Origin of the sequence: Pseudoalteromonas ostreae, assembly GCF_018069805.1 — a bacterium.
Taxonomy (GTDB): domain Bacteria; phylum Pseudomonadota; class Gammaproteobacteria; order Enterobacterales; family Alteromonadaceae; genus Pseudoalteromonas; species Pseudoalteromonas ostreae.
Map to the genome: position 1 here is coordinate 1 of NZ_JAGPYN010000018.1, position 18,625 is coordinate 18,625.

The window sequence follows — 18,625 nt, forward strand, 5'->3', positions numbered from 1 at the left end:
CTCTCCTACGGTGGTAGGTGTATATTACTTTGTAGGAACAGGCTTTAGCCGTGATAGGTTAAAGCATCGTTCAATATTAAAATATGTATGTAGGTGTTATAAGGTTTGAAATCTATGCTAAAGCATTCAGCGCTAATGGCTTAGAAAACAGATAAGATATAAATTAGGTATAGGGAATTTTAAAATTTGTAAAGGTGTTCTAAGATATTTTAATTACTAAGAAGGGAAAAAATGGGGCGATTGACGGGGCTTGAACCCGCGACAACCGGAATCACAATCCGGGGCTCTACCAACTGAGCTACAACCGCCACAATACACCTTGTTTGGTGTGGCGCGGATAATACATAAAATAATAAATCTTGTGAAGGGTTAAGAGCAAAAAAAGTGAAAAAAATTTAAAATTGAATGTTTTTGTTCATAAAGCAGCCAGAGAATGAATGTTTAAATCGCTTTTTATCTGGTTGAGTAAAATAAAAAATTAATCCTAAAGACGCTCTTTAAAGATAAATAGATTAAATAATAAATTGAAATCAGATATAATTTAATCAGCAAAATGCTTACATACTGAATATCAGGAGCCATAATGGATACAATACTTAACTGGATAAACGAAAACTCAGGTTTGATTTTGCATTATGGCATTCAAGCTGTAATAGCATTGGTTATCTTTTTACTGGGCGGCCGTGTTGCAAAGTTTTGCTCTAACCTAACTGAAAAAGCATTCGATAAAAAGAAAGTAGATAAGGCTGTTGGTTCGTTTGTATCAAGCATTGTTTATGCCATAGTATTTATGGCAACAATCCTAATGGCGTTGTCACAAATTGGCATAGAAACCACTTCATTTATTGCTATTTTAGGTGCAGCAGGCTTAGCGGTTGGCCTAGCACTGCAAGGTTCACTATCTAACTTCGCATCTGGCGTACTTATTATTTTACTTCGCCCTTTCAAATCGGGTGATTATGTCGAAGCTGGCGGTAAAGCTGGTACAGTTAAGAAAATCGAAATTTTCTCTACAGAGCTACGCACACCCGATAACAAAGTTATCATCATGCCAAACTCTAAAATTATGTCTGACTCAATTATTAATTACTCGCGCGAAGCAACTCGCCGTATCGATTTAGTTATTGGTGTTGGTTACGATGCTGACTTACGTAAAGCAAAAGAAGTACTTAAATCAGTACTAGATCAAGAGTCGCGTATTCTTAAAGACCCAGCTTACAACGTATCAGTATCTGAGCTTGCAGACTCAAGCGTAAACTTCATTGTGCGCCCGTGGGTTAACTCAGACGATTACTGGCCAACTTATTGGTCTTTAATTGAAAACATTAAAATCGCATTAGATGATGCGGATATCACTATTCCGTTTCCGCAAATGGATGTTCATTTGCACAAGCAAGATTAATCAATCAACAAGTAGCAAAGGTTATTTTTTAATGAAATTAAAGCTTTTATCAATTTTAGTTGCAGCATCTGCCGCAACCAATGCATTCGCTGAAGACGCTAAGACATGGGATGTTACTAGTGAGTTAGGTGCAATTATCACTAGCGGTAATACTGAAACAACTACTCTTAAAGGTGGGATCAAAGCATTACATAACTTAAATAGCTGGAACAACGAGTACAAAATTAACGGCCTTTACAAAGAAGACAATGTTGAAAATAAGGCCGGTATAAAAGAAACCCAACGTACTAACGAAAAATATTCGTTATCAGCGCAAGGTAACTATAAATTAAATGAAGAGCATGCTCATTTATATATCTATGGCTCACATGTTTCAGATTACTTTGGCGCTTATCGCAGCGAGTCGGTTATTTCAGCTGGTTATGGTCAGCGTCTCTTAGATCGTTCAGACATGTGGTTAAACGCAGAGATTGGTCCAGGTTATAAATACTTTCAATACCCTGATAAAAGTACTGAAGTCGATGAAAATGGTAACTCTTTAGCAGGTGAGCATGAGGGGGAGGTTATTGCTTTAGGTAAGCTTGATTACAATTGGCAAATTTCTGATAACGCTAAGTTTACCCAGTTAGTTGCAGTTGAATATGGTGATACCAACACTAAAACACGTTCTGAAACAGCGCTTTTAGCTAAGATCAACGGTTCATTACAGATGAAAGTTGCTTATAACATCACCAACAACTCAGCTGTTGCAGATGACAAAGAAAGTACAGACACAGAAACCTCATTGACATTGGTTTACAGTTTTTAACAGTTTAACGCAGTTAAATGACATTTAACTGCAATAAAGGGGCGAAAGTCCCTTTTTTATTTGTGTTGAAATAATGTAGAATAGCCAATCTTTTGGCCGTAGTACTAGGAAAAACCTAATTGTGATGCTTTTTAAACGATTTTTAATATTTTTTTTACTGTTAACGACGGCGACAGCATTTGCTTTCACGCCGACTGCATCGCAAATTGAACAATTTAAAAAGTTGCCAAAAGCCCAGCAAGAAGCACTTGCTATGCAATATGGGGTTGACTTAACAAGTCTCACCGGTAACAAATCATCGCCTAGTGCTGCAGCAGAAGAACAACAAACAGTTTATCCGCGTCAAGAGCAAGAAGAACCTGTATTGACAGACGAAGAACGCTTTGATCCACAAAGGGATGAAATCAAGCCTTTTGGTTACGATTTGTTCTCTGGTGAGCCTACTACCTTCATGCCAAGTGAAAATGCAGCTGTGCCAGAAACCTACTTAATTGGTCGAGGTGATCAGCTAAATATTAACTTTTATGGCAAAGAAAGCGAAAGCTATGAAGTGTATGTTGATCGTGAAGGGCGAATAAATATCCCAAATTTAAGCCCTGTAGAAGTTGCTGGCCTAACATTCGGGGAAATAAAAGAACTTATTAAAGCTAAAGTAGAACAAGAAATTATTGGTGTTAAAGCATTTGTATCACTAGGGCAATTACGCAGCATGCGTATTTTAGTGTTAGGTGAAGCGTATAAGCCAGGCAGTTATAGTGTTTCTTCTTTAACGACTGTGTCACATGCGCTTTTTATTAGCGGTGGCGTAACTGATATTGCATCTTTACGTAATATACAAGTAAAACGTGCTGGTAAAGTCGTTGCAAACTTTGACCTTTATGAATTACTGATTAAGGGTGATAGTCGTAACGATATTGTTTTAAAGCCTGGTGATGTGGTTTTTGTTCCACCCGTGGGAGCGCAAGTTGCTGTTGAAGGGTTAGTGAAGCGCCCTGCAATTTTTGAAATAAAAAAGAATGAAACGGCCCAAGATATATTGAAAATGACTGGTGGCTTAAAACCAGAGGCTTATGCTCAAAAAGGTATCGTTGAGCGCTTTAATAATTATAATGCTAAAGAAATTTTATCAGTCGATTTTAGCGTTGGTGATATCAACTATATACCGCAGGATGGCGATAGAATTCGTTTTAACCCAGTAAGTTTACAGATCCAAAACTCAATTACCGTAATAGGTGCTGTTGCACGCCCAGGTAATTATCAGTGGCATCAAGGTAAGCATATCTCTGATGTCTTTACGTCAGTACGAGGTGATTTATTACCGCAAGCAGATCTTAGTTATGCTTTGTTAGTGCGTGAAACCAATATTGCAGGCGATATTGAGCTGTATCAATTTGATATTGCGCAAGCAATAGTAAAAGCCGCTGAACACGATTTAGAGTTGCATGCAAATGACAAATTATTAGTTTTTAGTCGTTTTGAAGCAAAAGAAGCTGAAAAGTTAGCGCTAACAAACATGGCATTGACCGAAAAGCAACAGCAGCAACAAATTAAAGTTGAACAGTGGCATAGGTATCAAAAGAAAGAATTCGAAAAGTACATTGGAATTATCCAAAACGAAGACCCTTTTAAAAAGGCTGATGATGGTGCCAATCTAACTATTTCTCAATTGGCTAAGCAAAGAAAAGAGGCTGAAGAGGCTGTTGAACTTACGTCCGAAGATTATTCAATTTTTAGTCGCTATAACATATTAAAACCAATCAAAGCTAAATTAAAACAACAAGCTTCGGTTAATCAGGCTATGCAATTGATTGAGATAAATGGCCATGTAGCTTACCCAGGTGTGTACCCACTAACAGTGGGAGCTGAAGTTAACGAGTTAATTATAGCCGCAGGCGGGTTATTAGAATCGGCTTATACAGAACAAGCTGAAATCACTCGCCAACTAGCTGGCGATGCAACAAAAGTAGAGCACATAAAGTTTAATTTGCATAAAGCGATGCTCGGTGAGCTTAGTGATAACCGAGAACTACGTAGTAAAGATAGCCTTAATATTTTTTCAATTCCAAATTGGCAAGAAAACGTAAAAGTTGAGCTAAAAGGCGAAGTTAAATTCCCTGGAACTTATACAATTCGTCGTGGTGAAACATTGACCAACTTACTCTCGCGGGCTGGTGGATTCTCAGAGTTTGCTGAAGAGAAAGCAGCAATTTTTACACGCGAGTCTATTCGTAAACAAGAGCAGCAGCAATTAACTAAGTTATCAGAAGAGTTACGTCGTGATCTTGCGCAAAAAAGCTTTGAGAAAGGCGCCAGAACGTTATCGTACGATGAGATGAACAAGTTACTTATCGACTTAGCAGATATAGAAGCGGTAGGGCGACTCGTTATTGATCTTCCTTTAATCGTTGAAGATAAACAAAAGCTTGTGCTGCAAGACGGCGATACTTTATATGTGCCAAGCAAGCGTGACTCTATCAGCGTAATTGGCGAAGTTAATTATTCAACCTCGCATTTATACAAACCAGGCGTAAGTTTTGAAGATTACATAGCATTGAGTGGTGGTTTAAAAGAGCGGGCTGATGATGATCGCATCTATATTATTAAAGCCAATGGTTCAGTAAAAATTCCAAACTCAGGAAGTTGGTTTGCTGTGAATGATTCACAAATGTTAGAAGCTGGTGACACAATCGTAGTTCCATTAAATTCTGGTTATATGGATAACCTCACTCTGTGGAGTACAGCTACTCAGATTATTTATCAGATTGGTGTAGCTGTTGCTGCTATTAGCCGTATTTAAATTAGTGTTATAGGAACCGTTATATATGCAAAATGATAATATCGATCTTAAGCAAAGTTCTATGACTGAAGATGTTGATTTAAAAGAGCTGATTAGTATTATTTGGAGTAGAAGGCTTTTTGTCTTTATTGTTACATCTAGTTTTTCGGTGCTAGCGATAGCATTTGCTTTATATTTACCAAATATTTATAAATCAGAAGCTTTGATTGCTCCTGCTGAATCTGAGGATGTAAGCGGTCTGGCTGGTCTTGCAGGTCAATTGGGGGGGGTTGCCAGTTTGGCTGGAATAAATTTATCAGGTCAAAGTGGTAAGGTGAATAAAATAGATTTTGCTCTTGCAGTTATACAATCAAAAAAGTTTGCTCGAAGCTTCTTTGAACGGCACAACATCTTACCTGAATTGATGGCTGTGAAAGGGTGGAAAGAAAATGAACTTGAGTATGATGAAGCGTTATTTAATTCAAGTACAGGAGAGTGGGTTCTGCGTGATGGACAGACTAAGAAGCCAACATTCCAGAGTGCTTTTATCACTTTTCGTAAAGCAATATCTATCAGTAAAGTCTCTGATTCTGGAATGTATACAATTTCGATTGAGCATTTATCACCTTATATCGCTCAAAAATGGGTCATTTGGGTTGTTGAAGATATAAATGAAGAAATGAGAAAGCTAGATGTGGATGAAGCAACTAAAAGTAAAGCATTTCTCCGCGATCAAATAGAGAAAACAAGCGTAATGGATATTAGAAAGGTTCTTTTTAATCTTATTGAAGAGCAAACAAAAACAACAATGTTTGCGGAAATTAGAGATGAATATATCTTCCAGACAGTTGATCCTGCACTTGTCCCAGAAAAGAAAGTTTCACCTCATAGACTTTTGATTTGTATTTTAGGTTTCTTGTTGGGATTATTTAGTTCAATAATAGCAATTACTGTAAAATTTTATTTTCGAAATCGCAAGGAGTGCATAACTTCATGAGTCATCGTCAAACTTTGGGAGTAAATAAATTACGGATAAATAAGCGATTTAGAAGTCGAAAACACGTGCTTAGCAAGTCAGTAATTTATGTCTATTGCCCTAGTGAAAAAGAAAAGAAGATAAAGGAACTCTCAAAAAAGTATTTATTTGACGTTGTGCTTAATGATTATACTATCCGTGATTTAACGCGAAAGGTTATATGTCATTATGATTGCGCTATTTTAGAATCAAAGCATAAAGATTTTTTAGTCGCTGCAACTGAAGCTGGCGCTTGGGTTGAGCCCTTAGTGAGTTATTTAGATGAAAGGCTTGGCTATACTGAAATAGAGTTACTATCTAGTGGTTATTTTTTACATCAAAAAGCATTCTCTATTTTGTCTGCAAAAAGGACTGAAATAGCGAAGAGAGTTATTGATGTTTTCTTTTCTTTCTTATTATTCTTGTTTGCATTACCTATAGGGCTGGTAACTGCAATTTTAATTAAGTTAGAAAGCAAAGGGCCTATTTTTTATAAACAGAAAAGAACTGGTTTATATAATATTGAGTTTAATGTTATAAAATTTCGCTCTATGTATGTTGATGCTGAATCAAATGGAGCTCAGTGGGCATCTGAAAATGATTTACGGATAACTAGAGTTGGTAATTTCATCAGAAAAACAAGGATAGATGAATTACCGCAAATCATAAATATAATTCAAGGAGATATGTCTATTGTTGGACCAAGGCCAGAAAGAGAAGTGTTTATAAGTGAGTTAGAAAAAGAAATTCCATACTATCGATTCCGACATGCAGTTAAGCCAGGTGTAACAGGCTTAGCACAAGTTCGCTATCCGTATGGTGCATCTATTGAGGATGCAAAGTGGAAGCATAAATATGATATATATTATATAAAACATCATAAAACTCTCACTGACTTTAAGATACTGCTCAAAACTATAAAGATAGTTATTTTTGGTATGGGACGTTAGTAATAATCTATTAGATTATAATAAATGCAGTCTAATATTTATACTTTAAATGTGTTTGAATGAGTAGTGTTTTAATGTCAATAAATTTACAAGTCTTTGATTTTTAAGTGTCGCAATATATGCGTGATGAAAATAAGCTATTAAGTGTAAATAGGTTTATTACTGGTCTTTTTGTTTCTTCTTTTATATTTTCAATATATAATAGAACCTTTTCTTTATTTGGTGATGTCAGATACATTGTTATAATTTTTTTACTCTTCAATATATTTACAATAATAATCGATAGGGAGAAAAAAGGCTCTTGGAAAGTTAGCGGTAGCTTTATCTTTCTTGCTTTTTTATTTTTTTCTTTGTTTTTATTAGATCAGATCTCATGGTTGGTATCTGATCTTCCAAAAAATAAAGCCGTCTATACTGATGTTGTAATTCTTTATGCTTATCATTTTCTAGCTGCATTAGTTTTTATAATAAATAGACATAATATGAATAAAAGTTTTGTGATAAATTCTATTTTATTTTCAAGTGTCTTTTTGTCATTTTCTTGTTTTTACCAAGCTTTAATTGGAGACTTGCCATTTGTTTCAGAAAACTCCTCGCCTGAAGTGTTTAAAGATAATCTCTCTATATTAGGTGTTCGTCCTGGAGGTTATTCGCATGATCCAAATTATACATCGCTCTTAATGGTTTTTAGTTTATATGTTTTATCAAAAAAAGATAATGGAGTTTTTGGTTTTATACTTACTTTTGTTTTTTTATTTACTCTTTTTATTTCTGGTTCAAAAACTGTATTATTAATACTTGCTATTTTAATTGTAAGGTATTCTTTTATAAGATTGAAAATTACATTACTCTTTAATTTATTTTCAGTTTTATTGTGTTCATTTGGTCTCGCAGCTATATTTTCCTTGTTTGAGCAACTATCAACTTTTTCTCAGCGTTTGACTATGTGGAAGCTGGCGATAGAGCAATTTTTTATAACTCCTTTCCTTGGTGCAGGTATTACTGGGGTGAGAAGTGCTTTATCTCTTGAAATGAGGTATGTGCAGCCACACAATGGTTGGTTAGCCCTATTTGTTGACCATGGAGCCTTGTTAGGGGGCGTTATTATGGGAATTATATATTATATGGCGATTACCGTAAAAGATAGATTAACTCGATACTTATTAGTCGTTTATATATTTTTATCATTTACAAATGAGATGTGGGTATACCCGTATTGGATTTTGTTTTTTGTAATTGCTCCCCTAATTATGATGAAACCTACTATACATGAGAGAAAATATGTCACCAAGTATTAGTGTTTATGTTCCTTCACATAAAAGACCAGATAAACTATCTACTGCATTAGATTCTATTTTGGAACAGACTTATTCTGATTTAGAGGTTATTGTTGTATTAGATGGAAGATGTCAACAGTCATTGAAGATACTTGAAGAGAAATCAAAAAAAGATCATAGAGTTTCATATTTACTCAATGAGTCACCTAGAGGAGCCTGTAATGCTAGAAATCGAGCTATTGAAGTAGCAAAAGGGGATTTTATAACAGGTTTAGATGATGACGATGTGATGAAATCTGATTGTCTAGAAGTCTATATGAAAAACTGGTCTGATGACTTTGCTTTTATATGCGCTAGTTATGATTTTACTGGGGAAGTAGCCAATAATTTGACTGGTAAGTCTTTTGTTATCAAAGAAAATGACCTTATAAAAATGAACTATGTTGGTAATCAAATTTTCACTCGTATAGAAACACTCAAAGCAGTAATGTTTGATGAAACTTTAAAGGCATGGCAGGATTATGACTGTTGGTTAAGAATTTTAAAAATAACTGGTAAAAGTTCACTAAAGTTAAACAATAAACTCTATTTTGTTGATGTAGATCCAAATCGTGAAAGTATTACTACCCAATCGAATGCATCAAAGGGAGCTATTCAATTTTTGCAAAAGCATGCAAGTTTATATGATGGAAAGTTTCACGTATGGCTTTTTAATGACCTTGCAAATAGGAGGCAGTCAATTCCTTTCTGGTTGCTTTTATCTTTATTTGGTACATCCATGTTTTATCGAGGATTATATTTGAGTTTGAAGCACTCTTTTTTTCACAAGTATGTTATTAATTGCAAGAATTTTTTTACCACGATAGTTAATGCTTTTGGGGGGCGATCTTGAAAATTTTACATATCCTAAACTCAGATGGTGTTGGTGGAGCCGAGATATTATTACGTCGTATGATTGATTCCAGTCAACTTGAGAGCGAAGTAATGCTATTATGGAAACATAATAATAGCCAAAAAGGTTTTTGGTCTGGACGTAATTTTAGATATATAACAAATTCATTCTTTGGTTTGCATGCTCTATTTTTTGCGTTATTTAGATTGCCAGCAGCTATAAAAAGTTCAAATTCAGATTGTATACAGTCCCAGCTCAAAGGAGCTGATATAATCCTTAGTCTATTGTTTTTATGTAAGCAAGTTAAAAAGAAAGGGAAGTATATTGTTGTTATACATAATAGTTATTCATTTTACTATGGAGGGGGTATTAAAAATAAATTAATTGGTCGAGTTCACCAGTTTTTGGTTAATAGGTATGCAGACGAGATTGTTGGAGTTTCAAGGCAAGATATTGATAAATTTGAGAAAGCATTTGGGCGAAAGTATCATGTGATAGAGAACGGTATCGATTTTAAAAATTTAGCACCTAAAAAACATTTTAACTTAGAAAAAAATAAACTGAAAATAGCTTGTGTTGGCAATGTTAAGCTTAGAAAGGGTTATGATAGGCTTCAGGAATTAAAAAAATCTATCGATAAATCAAAAGTTCTAGAGGGCACAGTGATTGAATTGAATATTGCTGGAGCTATAGAAAACGAGCAGTTAAAGTCGCAAGTTGAATCTTTATCTGGAATGTATTTTAAAGTGAACTGTTTAGGTAAGGTGAAAGATGTAAACTCTGTATTGAGGGAGGCTGATTTATTTTTGTCTTTATCCAGAGAAGAAGGCTTACCTATTTCGGTTCTAGAAGCAAATGCATTACGACTGCCATTTTTAATTTCAGATATTCCTGCACATAGATTAATTGTATCTCCGGAAATTCAAAACAGTGTTCTGTTTGATGATGAGGCTCAGTTGTGTACTCGATTAGAAAATGTTTTTGAAAGTAAAGAATTGAGAAAGCTTATTGCCAATCAGCAGTTTGAACAAGTTCGCCAAAGGTTTGACTTTGATATGATGATGGAAAAATACCAGGGTATTTACTCCAGAGTGGATTGTTTATGAGAGTATTAATTATTACTAATTCAAAGTTTGGTGGGGGAGCCGAAGTTGTTGTTAATACACTTTCTATGGAACTCACTAAACTCCAAGGGTTAGATATTCAAACTTTCCATTTGAAGGATAGTGACTCGGTATTTTGGAGATTTATAGCATTTTTTAAAATGCTATATTTAATTCTGAAGTTTAAGCCTAAAGTTGTGCAGTCTCACTTATTTTTCCCAAGTTTTTTATCAATATTTTTTTCTAAATTTTTTTCCTTTAAAACCCAGGTTGTTGTGCATAGTATTTCAGAAATAAACTCAACCAATCTAGCTTCTAGAATCGCAAAATATATTTATAGGGAAGCAGATATGATCGTATGCATTTCATCTAAAATGTTTGATTTGGCAAAAGCGTTATTCCAAAGTCCTAATGTGTGTTTAATTCATAACCCTCATGACTTTCAAGTATATTTAAGTTTATCAAATGAAACCGTACAGCTGCCTACTAGCCAGTACTTTATATATGTTGGGAGATTAACTGCCTCAAAGAGAGTTGACCAACTCATAATTGCTATTTCAGAGGCTAAAGGGGAGCATAAATTAATAGTTGTAGGCGATGGTGAGGAAAAAGCTAATTTAAAGGAATTAGCTTTGAAACTAGGGGTTGATGACAGGGTTTATTTTTTAGGGCGTTTATCAAATCCGTACCCCTACATTAAAAGTGCAAAGGCTTTGCTTTTGGCCTCAGAGTTTGAAGGTTACCCTAATTGTTTAATAGAAGCTTTAGGGCTCGGGGTCCCAGTTATTACTTCAAATTGTCAAACAGGACCAGCAGAAATTTTAGGTGTTAGCTACAACAACGATATTTTAAGAACAACAAATCAGCAGTGCATGATATACCCAGTGGGTGATAGTTATTCTTTAATTAAAGCGATTGAGTCTGAAGCATATTTAAACGCAAAGGCATCTACTTTGAAAAATATGGTTAGTCAATTGTCATTAAAGCTAATCGTTAAAAAGTATGTTAGTGCTATTGATTCTTTATATTAATATAAAGAAGTAGTAAAAGGCTTTAGTATTAAATTATTTAGTGTTTAAAAATAGTAATGCTAGGTAGTCTGCAATAGTTTTCGTGTGAGTGCAAAGGCTTGTTTTATTGCTTTTTAGAAAAGATAAGTCATGGGGTAATGGCTAGGGAATTTAAAATTAACACCAAAGCATTCTGTTTATCTAAATACTTTTGTATAGAGTAGATTTAAGCAGGGCATCATTTTTTACATATTCGGTTAAAGGTTTTCTAAAATATTTAAAATGAAAATATTAATAACTGGCGGTGCAGGCTTTATTGGATCTGCTGTAATTCGCCATATAATAGAAGATACACAAGACTCAGTCATTAATCTGGATAAGTTAACCTATGCAGGCAATTTACAGTCATTAGCGCATGTTGAGAGTAATGACCGCTACGCATTCGAACAAGTTGATATTTGCAATCGCACTGAGCTTGATCGCGTTTTTTTAACTTATAAACCAGATGCTGTGATGCATTTAGCGGCAGAAAGCCATGTTGATCGCTCTATCACCGGACCTGCAGAGTTCATACAAACAAATATTGTTGGTACTTATAACCTATTAGAGGCTGCTCGTGAATATTGGAGTGCATTAGATGCGGCGACTAAACAAACCTTTAGATTTCATCACATTTCAACAGATGAAGTATATGGTGACTTACCACACCCCGATGAACAAGAGAGTAAGGCATTAGATAAAGAGTTACCTTTATTTACAGAGCTGACTTCTTATGCACCAAGTAGCCCTTATTCAGCAAGTAAAGCATCTAGCGATCATTTAGTGCGAGCTTGGTTAAGAACTTATGGCTTTCCTACAATTGTAACTAATTGTTCGAATAATTATGGGCCGTATCATTTTCCTGAAAAACTGATTCCATTAGTCATACTTAATGCGCTTGAAGGTAAAGATTTACCTGTTTATGGTAAAGGCGACCAAATTCGCGATTGGCTTTATGTTGAAGATCACGCTCGCGCTTTATATAAAGTAGTGACTGAAGGCAAGGTTGGCGAAACATACAATATTGGTGGCCATAATGAGAAGCAGAATATTGAGGTTGTTAAAACAATTTGCAGTATCTTGGATCAGTTAGTACCCAAAAAGTCTGCATATGCAGAGCAAATTACATTTGTAAGTGACCGACCAGGGCATGACAGGCGTTATGCAATTGACTCTTCAAAAATAGCTAAAGAACTAAATTGGTCGCCAATCGAAACCTTCGAAACAGGTTTACGAAAAACGGTACAATGGTATTTAGATAACCAGCAGTGGTGTCAAAACGTTCAAGATGGTTCATACCAACGTGAACGCCTCGGCGAAATAGATACACAAACTTAAGGAGCACTAAATGAAAGGAATAATTCTCGCCGGGGGATCGGGTACACGTCTTTACCCTATAACGATGGGTGTATCAAAGCAGTTATTACCCATTTATGATAAGCCAATGGTTTATTATCCACTCTCGGTGTTAATGTTAGCCGGTATACGCGAAGTGTTAATTATTACTACGCCTGAAGATATTGATTCATTTAAACGCTTATTAGGTGACGGTTCACAGTTTGGCATTGAGCTTAGTTATACAGTGCAACCTAGCCCCGATGGACTAGCCCAAGCATTTATTTTGGGTGAAGACTTTATTGGTAGTGATGACGTATGCTTAGTGCTTGGTGATAACATTTTTTATGGGCAAGGTTTTACCCCTAAACTTAAACACGCTGTTGAAAATGCAAAAAATGGTCAGGGTGCAACGGTGTTTGGTTATCAAGTAAAAGACCCTGAGCGTTTTGGTGTTGTAGAGTTTGATGAAAATCAAAAAGCGATTTCTATCGAAGAAAAACCAACCAAGCCAAAATCAAATCTTGCTGTAACAGGGCTTTATTTTTACGACAATTCGGTTGTTGAACTGGCAAAACAAGTTGAACCATCTCATCGCGGTGAATTGGAAATCACTTGCCTTAATGAAATGTATTTAAAGCAAAATAAGCTGAATGTTGAAATTCTGGGCCGTGGTTTCGCTTGGTTAGATACTGGTACGCACGAAAGCTTATTAGAAGCTGCACAGTTTGTTGAAACCATAGAAAAGCGTCAAGGTTATAAAATAGCCTGCTTAGAAGAGATTGGATTTAATAATGGTTGGTTAACAGAGCATCGCATAAAAGAGTTAGCAACGCCGATGTTAAAAAATAGCTACGGTCAGTATCTAATGGGTTTAATATCACAGTAATGCACAATAATTTTACTTTAAGAGAGTGGGATAGCCAGTTTTTCAATCGGAGAATCTTTTCGTTTGGGTTACCGGTTATTGAAATCTCAAGTCATGATTGGCCTAAAAACTCACTCACAACGGTAAAGGTTGACTCTGCGAATTCTTTTTTTTTAGATGAGGTAAATAAGCATAAGTTTAGCTTTGTAGAAGGTGAGCTGGTTTTTAAAAAGCTATTACCTGTAACTATAAAGTCTGCTTTAATAACGGATTTTGGCGCTTATATAGCAACTGATAGCTCTCTTGATGAGCTTAAATTCATTGTTAGTGATTTATATGTAAATAGCCGATTCAGAGAGCCATGGTTTACACCAACAGAAAGAAATAGTTTCTATCAAATGTGGGTGGAAAATGCTGTCTTGTCTAAATTTGATGACTGTTGTTTGGTTTTAAAAAATGAAGGCTCAATTTCCGGTTTTGTAACTATTCGGATTAGGGGGGGAGAAGCAACTATTGGACTTATAGGTGTTCCAGAGCCCTTTCAAGGTCAAGGAATTGGTAAGAAGTTACTTGAATTAGTTCAAGATTATTGCGTTGCCAAAAAGGCAACTGTCATTAACGTTGCTACACAAACAAGCAATATTTCAGCTGCAAATTTATATAGTAAAACTGGCTTTGCTATCGCTGATATTTCATATTGGTTTTATAAACAGGTTTAAAGATGATCCCTTTTAATGTTCCCCCAAAAACAGGCAATGAACTAAATTATATAGAACAGGCTATAAAGTCTGATAAGTTATGTGGTGATGGGCAGTTTTCAAAGAAATGCGAAGCATGGATAGAAAAAAGCTTTAATACAGCTAAAGCTTTACTTACTCCTTCATGTACGGCTGCATTAGAGTTAGCGGCAATATTAATAGATATAAAAGAAGGCGATGAAGTGATCATGCCTTCATATACGTTTGTATCGACTGCAAATGCATTTGTACTGCGAGGTGCAAAAGTAATTTTTATTGATGTACGCCCTGATACCATGAACATAGATGAATCATTAATCGAAGCAGCCATCACATCTAAAACTCGTGCCATAGTGCCCGTGCATTACGCTGGTGTTGCATGCGAAATGGATACTATATTAGCCATTGCTGAAAAACATGAACTCTGGGTAATAGAGGATGCTGCTCAAGGTGTAATGTCTACCTATAAGGGGCGGGCATTAGGAGCGATAGGTCACATTGGCTGTTATAGCTTTCATGAAACTAAAAATTATTCATCGGGTGGTGAAGGTGGAGCAATATTAATTAATGACCCTAAATTGGTTGCTCGAGCTGAGATTATTCGTGAAAAAGGCACTAATCGAAGCCAATTTTTACACGGTATAGTTGATAAATATACTTGGCAAGATATCGGCTCAAGCTTTCTACCCAGTGAATTGCAGGCAGCTTACCTTTATGCGCAACTAGAGTCGGCTGATGCGATTAATGATTTTCGTCTGTCATTATGGAATAACTATTACACTGAGTTTAGTAAAATACTGCAACCAGAGCAACTCCCGCACATTCCTAATGATTTAAAGCATAATGCACATATGTTTTATATAAAATTAGCTTCTAGCGAGGAAAGAGCAAAGTTTATATCTATTATGAAAACTCATAATATTGTTACTCCATTTCATTATATTCCATTGCACTCAAGCCCAGCTGGCGAGCAATTTGGTAAATTCAGTGGCAATGACCTCCACACATCGGTTGAAAGCGCCAAGTTAGTACGTTTGCCGTTATATTATGGAATGAACGATGATAAACAATTAGAAGTAGTTCAGGCAGTAAGGACGTTTTTCCTTGAGGAGTAAAAAAATATTACATGTAGCAGAATGTGATAAGTTTATTCCTCCATTTATTGATTTTGTTAATAAGCATTTTGAACCAACAAAGCATGAGTTTATGTTAACTGGTGGTATGTCATCTGGAAATCTTAAGAATTGTGTTAATGTACACTTATCAGGCGAATCAAAACTTTTAAAATTAAAGCATTACTTTTCTTTAATTTTAAAAATGCACCAAGCTGACAAGGTCATTTTACATGGTTTATTTAATATAAAAATTGTTCAGATCTTGTTTTTCGCTCCATGGTTACTAAAAAAGTGCTGCTGGGTAATATGGGGAGGCGATTTATATACATATCAATTTGGTCTGCGTAATAAAAAATGGCTAATAAATGAATTTTTTCGTCGCCCTGTGATAAAAAAAATTGGTCACCTAGTTACTTATATTGAAGGTGATATAGCGCTTGCTAGAAAGTGGTATGGTGCAACAGGCAAATACCAAGAATGTTTAATGTACACTAGTAACTTATACAAAGAGTATGAAGTATCTGAAAGTAAAAAAACGAGTATTAATATTCAAGTAGGTAATTCGGCTGATCCAAGCAATAATCATATTGAAGCGCTTGAAAAGTTACTGCCTTTCAAGGAGCGGGATATATGTATCTTTGTACCTTTATCATATGGTTCCAAAGAATATGCCAAGCAGGTAATAACGCAGGGTAAAGAATGGTTTGGTGATAAATTTAAGCCCTTTACTGAATTTATGCCTTTTGAGCAATATTTGTCACTTTTAGGCTCAATCGATATTGCTATTTTTAATCATAAACGCCAACAAGCAATGGGTAATACTATTGCATTGTTGGGTCTTGGGAAAACGGTTTACCTTCGTAGTGATACTTCTCAATGGCCATTTTTTGAGATGAAAGGTATTAAAATTGGTGATATAGAGAAGCTAAATAGTTTAGATAGTCAAAAGATAACTGGAAATGTCGAAATCGTAAAAGCCTATTTTTCTCCAGAAAATTATAAAAAGCAACTCACTCAGTTATTTGATTATTAGATGTAAACTGTATGTTGCATGTGTTCATCTATTACATTCGCTTGGACTTAATATAAACATGATAAAAAATATAAAGTTATGACCCCTAAAAAAATATTATCATTTGCATTAGGACCAGTCGGTGGTGCACTTTTAGGCTTCATTAGCCTACCAATTATCACGTGGTTTTTTTCTCAAGAGGATATTGGTCGTTTAGCTATGCTAAATGTAGTGGTTGGGTTTTGCACACTGTTTTTTAGTTTAGGGTTAGATCAAGCGTATGTTCGCGAGTTCCATGAAGTAAATAACAGACCTGCTTTGTTTAAAGCGACGTTGCTACCAGGCTTAACTTTATTAATCATTAGTCTATGCTTACTACTCGGTTACAATAATATTATTTCGCATTGGCTGTTTGAGGTAGACAGTCAACTACTTAGCTTACTAGTGGCTTTAGTGATTTTATCAACGTTTATTTCCCGCTTCTTGTCTCTAATTTTACGGATGAATGAGCAGGGGGTTGCTTATTCAATGAGTCTGTTGCTTCCTAAGCTACTTTTAATCATTATTATTTTGAGCTATCTCTTATTTTCCGTGAGTAAAAACATTACCAACCTTGTATTGGCGAATGTAACAGCCGCATTACTTGTTTTTTTTATATTTGCGTGGAATACAAGAAATGAATGGCTTGCGGGGCTTAGAGAGAAAATTGATTACAGTTACTTAAAAAGTCTTTTAAGCTTTGGGGCGCCACTCATTTTTGGTGGCTTGGCATTCTGGGGGCTAACAGCGTCTGATAAAATATTACTAAAAGAGTTATCTGATTTTGAACAGTTAGGACTTTATTCTGTTGCGGTTAGCTTTGCCGCAGCAGCAACTATCGTTCAGAGCGTTTTTTCAACTGTTTGGGTTCCCACTGTATACAAATGGGCTGCAACTGGGGAAGACCTTGATAAAATATATAAAGTTAACCGGTATGTTTTATTGACAGTTATAGTTCTATTCTGTTTAGCAGGTTTACTTTCGTGGATGGTAACATTTATATTACCAAGCAATTACGCATCAGTGCAGTGGATTTTAATTTCTTGTTTGGGTTACCCATTACTTTATACGCTTTCAGAGACTACAGTTGTCGGAATTGGTGTAACCCGTCGCACTAAGTTTTCATTACTAGCTACTTTATTTGCTTTTATTATAAACTTATTTGGCAATTGGTGGCTGATACCCTTGTGGGGTGCTGCTGGTGCTGCAGTGAGCACTTGTATTTCTTTTTGGGGGTTTTTATTCTTAAGAACTGAGTTTTCTATTTATGTGTGGAAGTCCTTTCCAAGAGTGCAATTATATAGCTATTCGGCTTTGCTTGTAATTGGAGCATCCATAAACACACTTTATGGTAAAGATTACACTACTCCATTACTTGTTTTTTGGCTTTTTGTGATGATCAGTGTATTATTTACTTTTAAGCAAGAGGTTATGGAGATGAAAAATGTAATTTTTGCTAGGCTGTCATCCGTTTTATAGCCATGCTACTTGATTGAAGTATTAGTTCATATTTTCTTTATACAAAATAAATAACATAACAGTTTTATTATTCGCAGTCATAATATTTACCACTTAAACACCTGCAGTGGTAAATATTAAACATGAAAACTTTTAATATGGGGTTATAGACACCACCCTAAAGTCGCACGTATAATCCCTGCCGTATGCAGAAGAATAAAAATAATTAGCAGGCAAAAGTCAGTGTTTTAGGGATTGATATGGATAGTTGGTGCTTATTATTTTGTAAATCAAGGCAGGAGACTCGTGCCCAAGTTAATTTGCAAAACCAAGGGATTAAAGCTTTTTTCCTCAGCTACAAAACAGTGTTAATTAAAGGTCGCCGTACTTTTAAGCAATCTGCTGTGTTTCCTAATTATTTATTTCTCCGCTTAAATCCTCAAACAGGCAACTTTTCAGCGGCAAAAAAACATCCGTGGTATTAGTGATTTTGTGTCGTATGGCGCATATTATCAATTAGTCCCAGAACGGCTTATCATCGAATTAAAAACGTCGTGCTAACTCAAGATAGTAATAACCTACCGCAACCTGTTGATTTAGTATGTGTTAGTAATTGCCCATTAAATATGTGCATAGGTAATCGCGAATTAAAAAAGTTAGCTAAAGGGAGCTAGGTTAATAAAGAAAAGGCCAAAGCTGCTAGGGAAGTGACTCGGTACTAGGATTGCGCTTATATTTTAACGTGGGAGGCGGCCTTAGCCGCGAAGAATTTGACCTTTCACCTCGTAC

Annotated in this window: 16 protein-coding genes and 1 tRNA gene; 16 read left to right on the forward strand and 1 reads right to left on the reverse strand. The window is 35.5% G+C overall.

The features are described from left to right. Nucleotides 1–232: 232 nt before the first annotated feature. A tRNA-His gene (locus tag J7338_RS14575) sits at nt 233–308 on the reverse strand. Between the two features lie 275 nt (nt 309–583). On the opposite strand from J7338_RS14575, the gene J7338_RS14580 reads away from it, so the two are divergent. The 16 genes from J7338_RS14580 to J7338_RS14655 all read left to right on the forward strand — a co-directional run bounded on the left by J7338_RS14580 (nt 584) and on the right by J7338_RS14655 (nt 18,321). After that, entirely contained in the window at nt 584–1,402 is an 819-nt protein-coding gene (locus J7338_RS14580) for a mechanosensitive ion channel family protein (RefSeq protein WP_210797736.1), read from the forward strand. Nucleotides 1,403–1,433: 31 nt separating this feature from the next. Next, complete coding sequence (locus tag J7338_RS14585; protein WP_210797737.1) at nt 1,434–2,210, forward strand: DUF481 domain-containing protein; 777 nt, start codon at nt 1,434–1,436, stop codon at nt 2,208–2,210. A 121-nt stretch (nt 2,211–2,331) separates the two neighbouring features. Further along, nucleotides 2,332–5,007 carry a polysaccharide biosynthesis/export family protein gene (locus J7338_RS14590; RefSeq protein ID WP_210797738.1) on the forward strand — a complete coding sequence of 892 codons (2,676 nt, stop codon included), beginning with the start codon at nt 2,332–2,334 and terminating at the stop codon, nt 5,005–5,007. Between the two features lie 25 nt (nt 5,008–5,032). Next, the gene (locus J7338_RS14595; protein WP_210797739.1) at nt 5,033–5,983 is read left to right on the forward strand and encodes a Wzz/FepE/Etk N-terminal domain-containing protein; all 951 of its coding nucleotides are present in this window, start codon (nt 5,033–5,035) and stop codon (nt 5,981–5,983) included. After that, nucleotides 5,980–6,951: an exopolysaccharide biosynthesis polyprenyl glycosylphosphotransferase gene (locus J7338_RS14600; RefSeq protein WP_210797740.1), complete on the forward strand. Its 972-nt coding sequence runs from the start codon at nt 5,980–5,982 to the stop codon at nt 6,949–6,951. The genes J7338_RS14595 and J7338_RS14600 overlap by 4 nt, the downstream gene beginning before the upstream one ends. Before the next feature lie 119 nt (nt 6,952–7,070). Continuing rightward, complete coding sequence (locus J7338_RS14605; protein WP_210797741.1) at nt 7,071–8,249, forward strand: O-antigen ligase family protein; 1,179 nt, start codon at nt 7,071–7,073, stop codon at nt 8,247–8,249. Next, complete coding sequence (locus J7338_RS14610; protein ID WP_210797742.1) at nt 8,233–9,120, forward strand: glycosyltransferase; 888 nt, start codon at nt 8,233–8,235, stop codon at nt 9,118–9,120. The genes J7338_RS14605 and J7338_RS14610 overlap by 17 nt, the downstream gene beginning before the upstream one ends. Then, nucleotides 9,117–10,226, forward strand: coding sequence for a glycosyltransferase family 4 protein (locus J7338_RS14615; protein ID WP_210797743.1), 1,110 nt, complete (start codon nt 9,117–9,119; stop codon nt 10,224–10,226). Before J7338_RS14610 ends, J7338_RS14615 begins: the two co-directional genes overlap by 4 nt. After that, nucleotides 10,223–11,254, forward strand: coding sequence for a glycosyltransferase (locus J7338_RS14620; RefSeq protein ID WP_210797744.1), 1,032 nt, complete (start codon nt 10,223–10,225; stop codon nt 11,252–11,254). Before J7338_RS14615 ends, J7338_RS14620 begins: the two co-directional genes overlap by 4 nt. 261 nt (nt 11,255–11,515) lie before the next feature. Beyond that, entirely contained in the window at nt 11,516–12,610 is a 1,095-nt protein-coding gene (rfbB, locus tag J7338_RS14625) for a dTDP-glucose 4,6-dehydratase (RefSeq protein ID WP_210797745.1), read from the forward strand. Nucleotides 12,611–12,620: 10 nt separating this feature from the next. Further along, nucleotides 12,621–13,496: a glucose-1-phosphate thymidylyltransferase RfbA gene (gene rfbA / locus J7338_RS14630; protein WP_210797746.1), complete on the forward strand. Its 876-nt coding sequence runs from the start codon at nt 12,621–12,623 to the stop codon at nt 13,494–13,496. After that, nucleotides 13,496–14,194, forward strand: coding sequence for a GNAT family N-acetyltransferase (locus J7338_RS14635; RefSeq protein ID WP_210797747.1), 699 nt, complete (start codon nt 13,496–13,498; stop codon nt 14,192–14,194). The genes rfbA and J7338_RS14635 overlap by 1 nt, the downstream gene beginning before the upstream one ends. A gap of 2 nt (nt 14,195–14,196) precedes the next feature. Next, nucleotides 14,197–15,327 carry a dTDP-4-amino-4,6-dideoxygalactose transaminase gene (gene rffA / locus J7338_RS14640; RefSeq protein WP_210797748.1) on the forward strand — a complete coding sequence of 377 codons (1,131 nt, stop codon included), beginning with the start codon at nt 14,197–14,199 and terminating at the stop codon, nt 15,325–15,327. Next, entirely contained in the window at nt 15,317–16,360 is a 1,044-nt protein-coding gene (locus J7338_RS14645; protein ID WP_210797749.1) for a TDP-N-acetylfucosamine:lipid II N-acetylfucosaminyltransferase, read from the forward strand. Before rffA ends, J7338_RS14645 begins: the two co-directional genes overlap by 11 nt. A gap of 78 nt (nt 16,361–16,438) precedes the next feature. Beyond that, nucleotides 16,439–17,857, forward strand: a complete 1,419-nt coding sequence (locus tag J7338_RS14650) for a lipopolysaccharide biosynthesis protein (RefSeq protein ID WP_210797750.1) — start codon at nt 16,439–16,441, stop codon at nt 17,855–17,857. 239 nt (nt 17,858–18,096) lie between these two features. After that, on the forward strand, nt 18,097–18,321 hold the full coding sequence (locus tag J7338_RS14655; RefSeq protein ID WP_228733002.1) for a transcription termination/antitermination NusG family protein: 225 nt from the start codon (nt 18,097–18,099) through the stop codon (nt 18,319–18,321). The last annotated feature ends 304 nt before the right edge of the window (nt 18,322–18,625 follow it).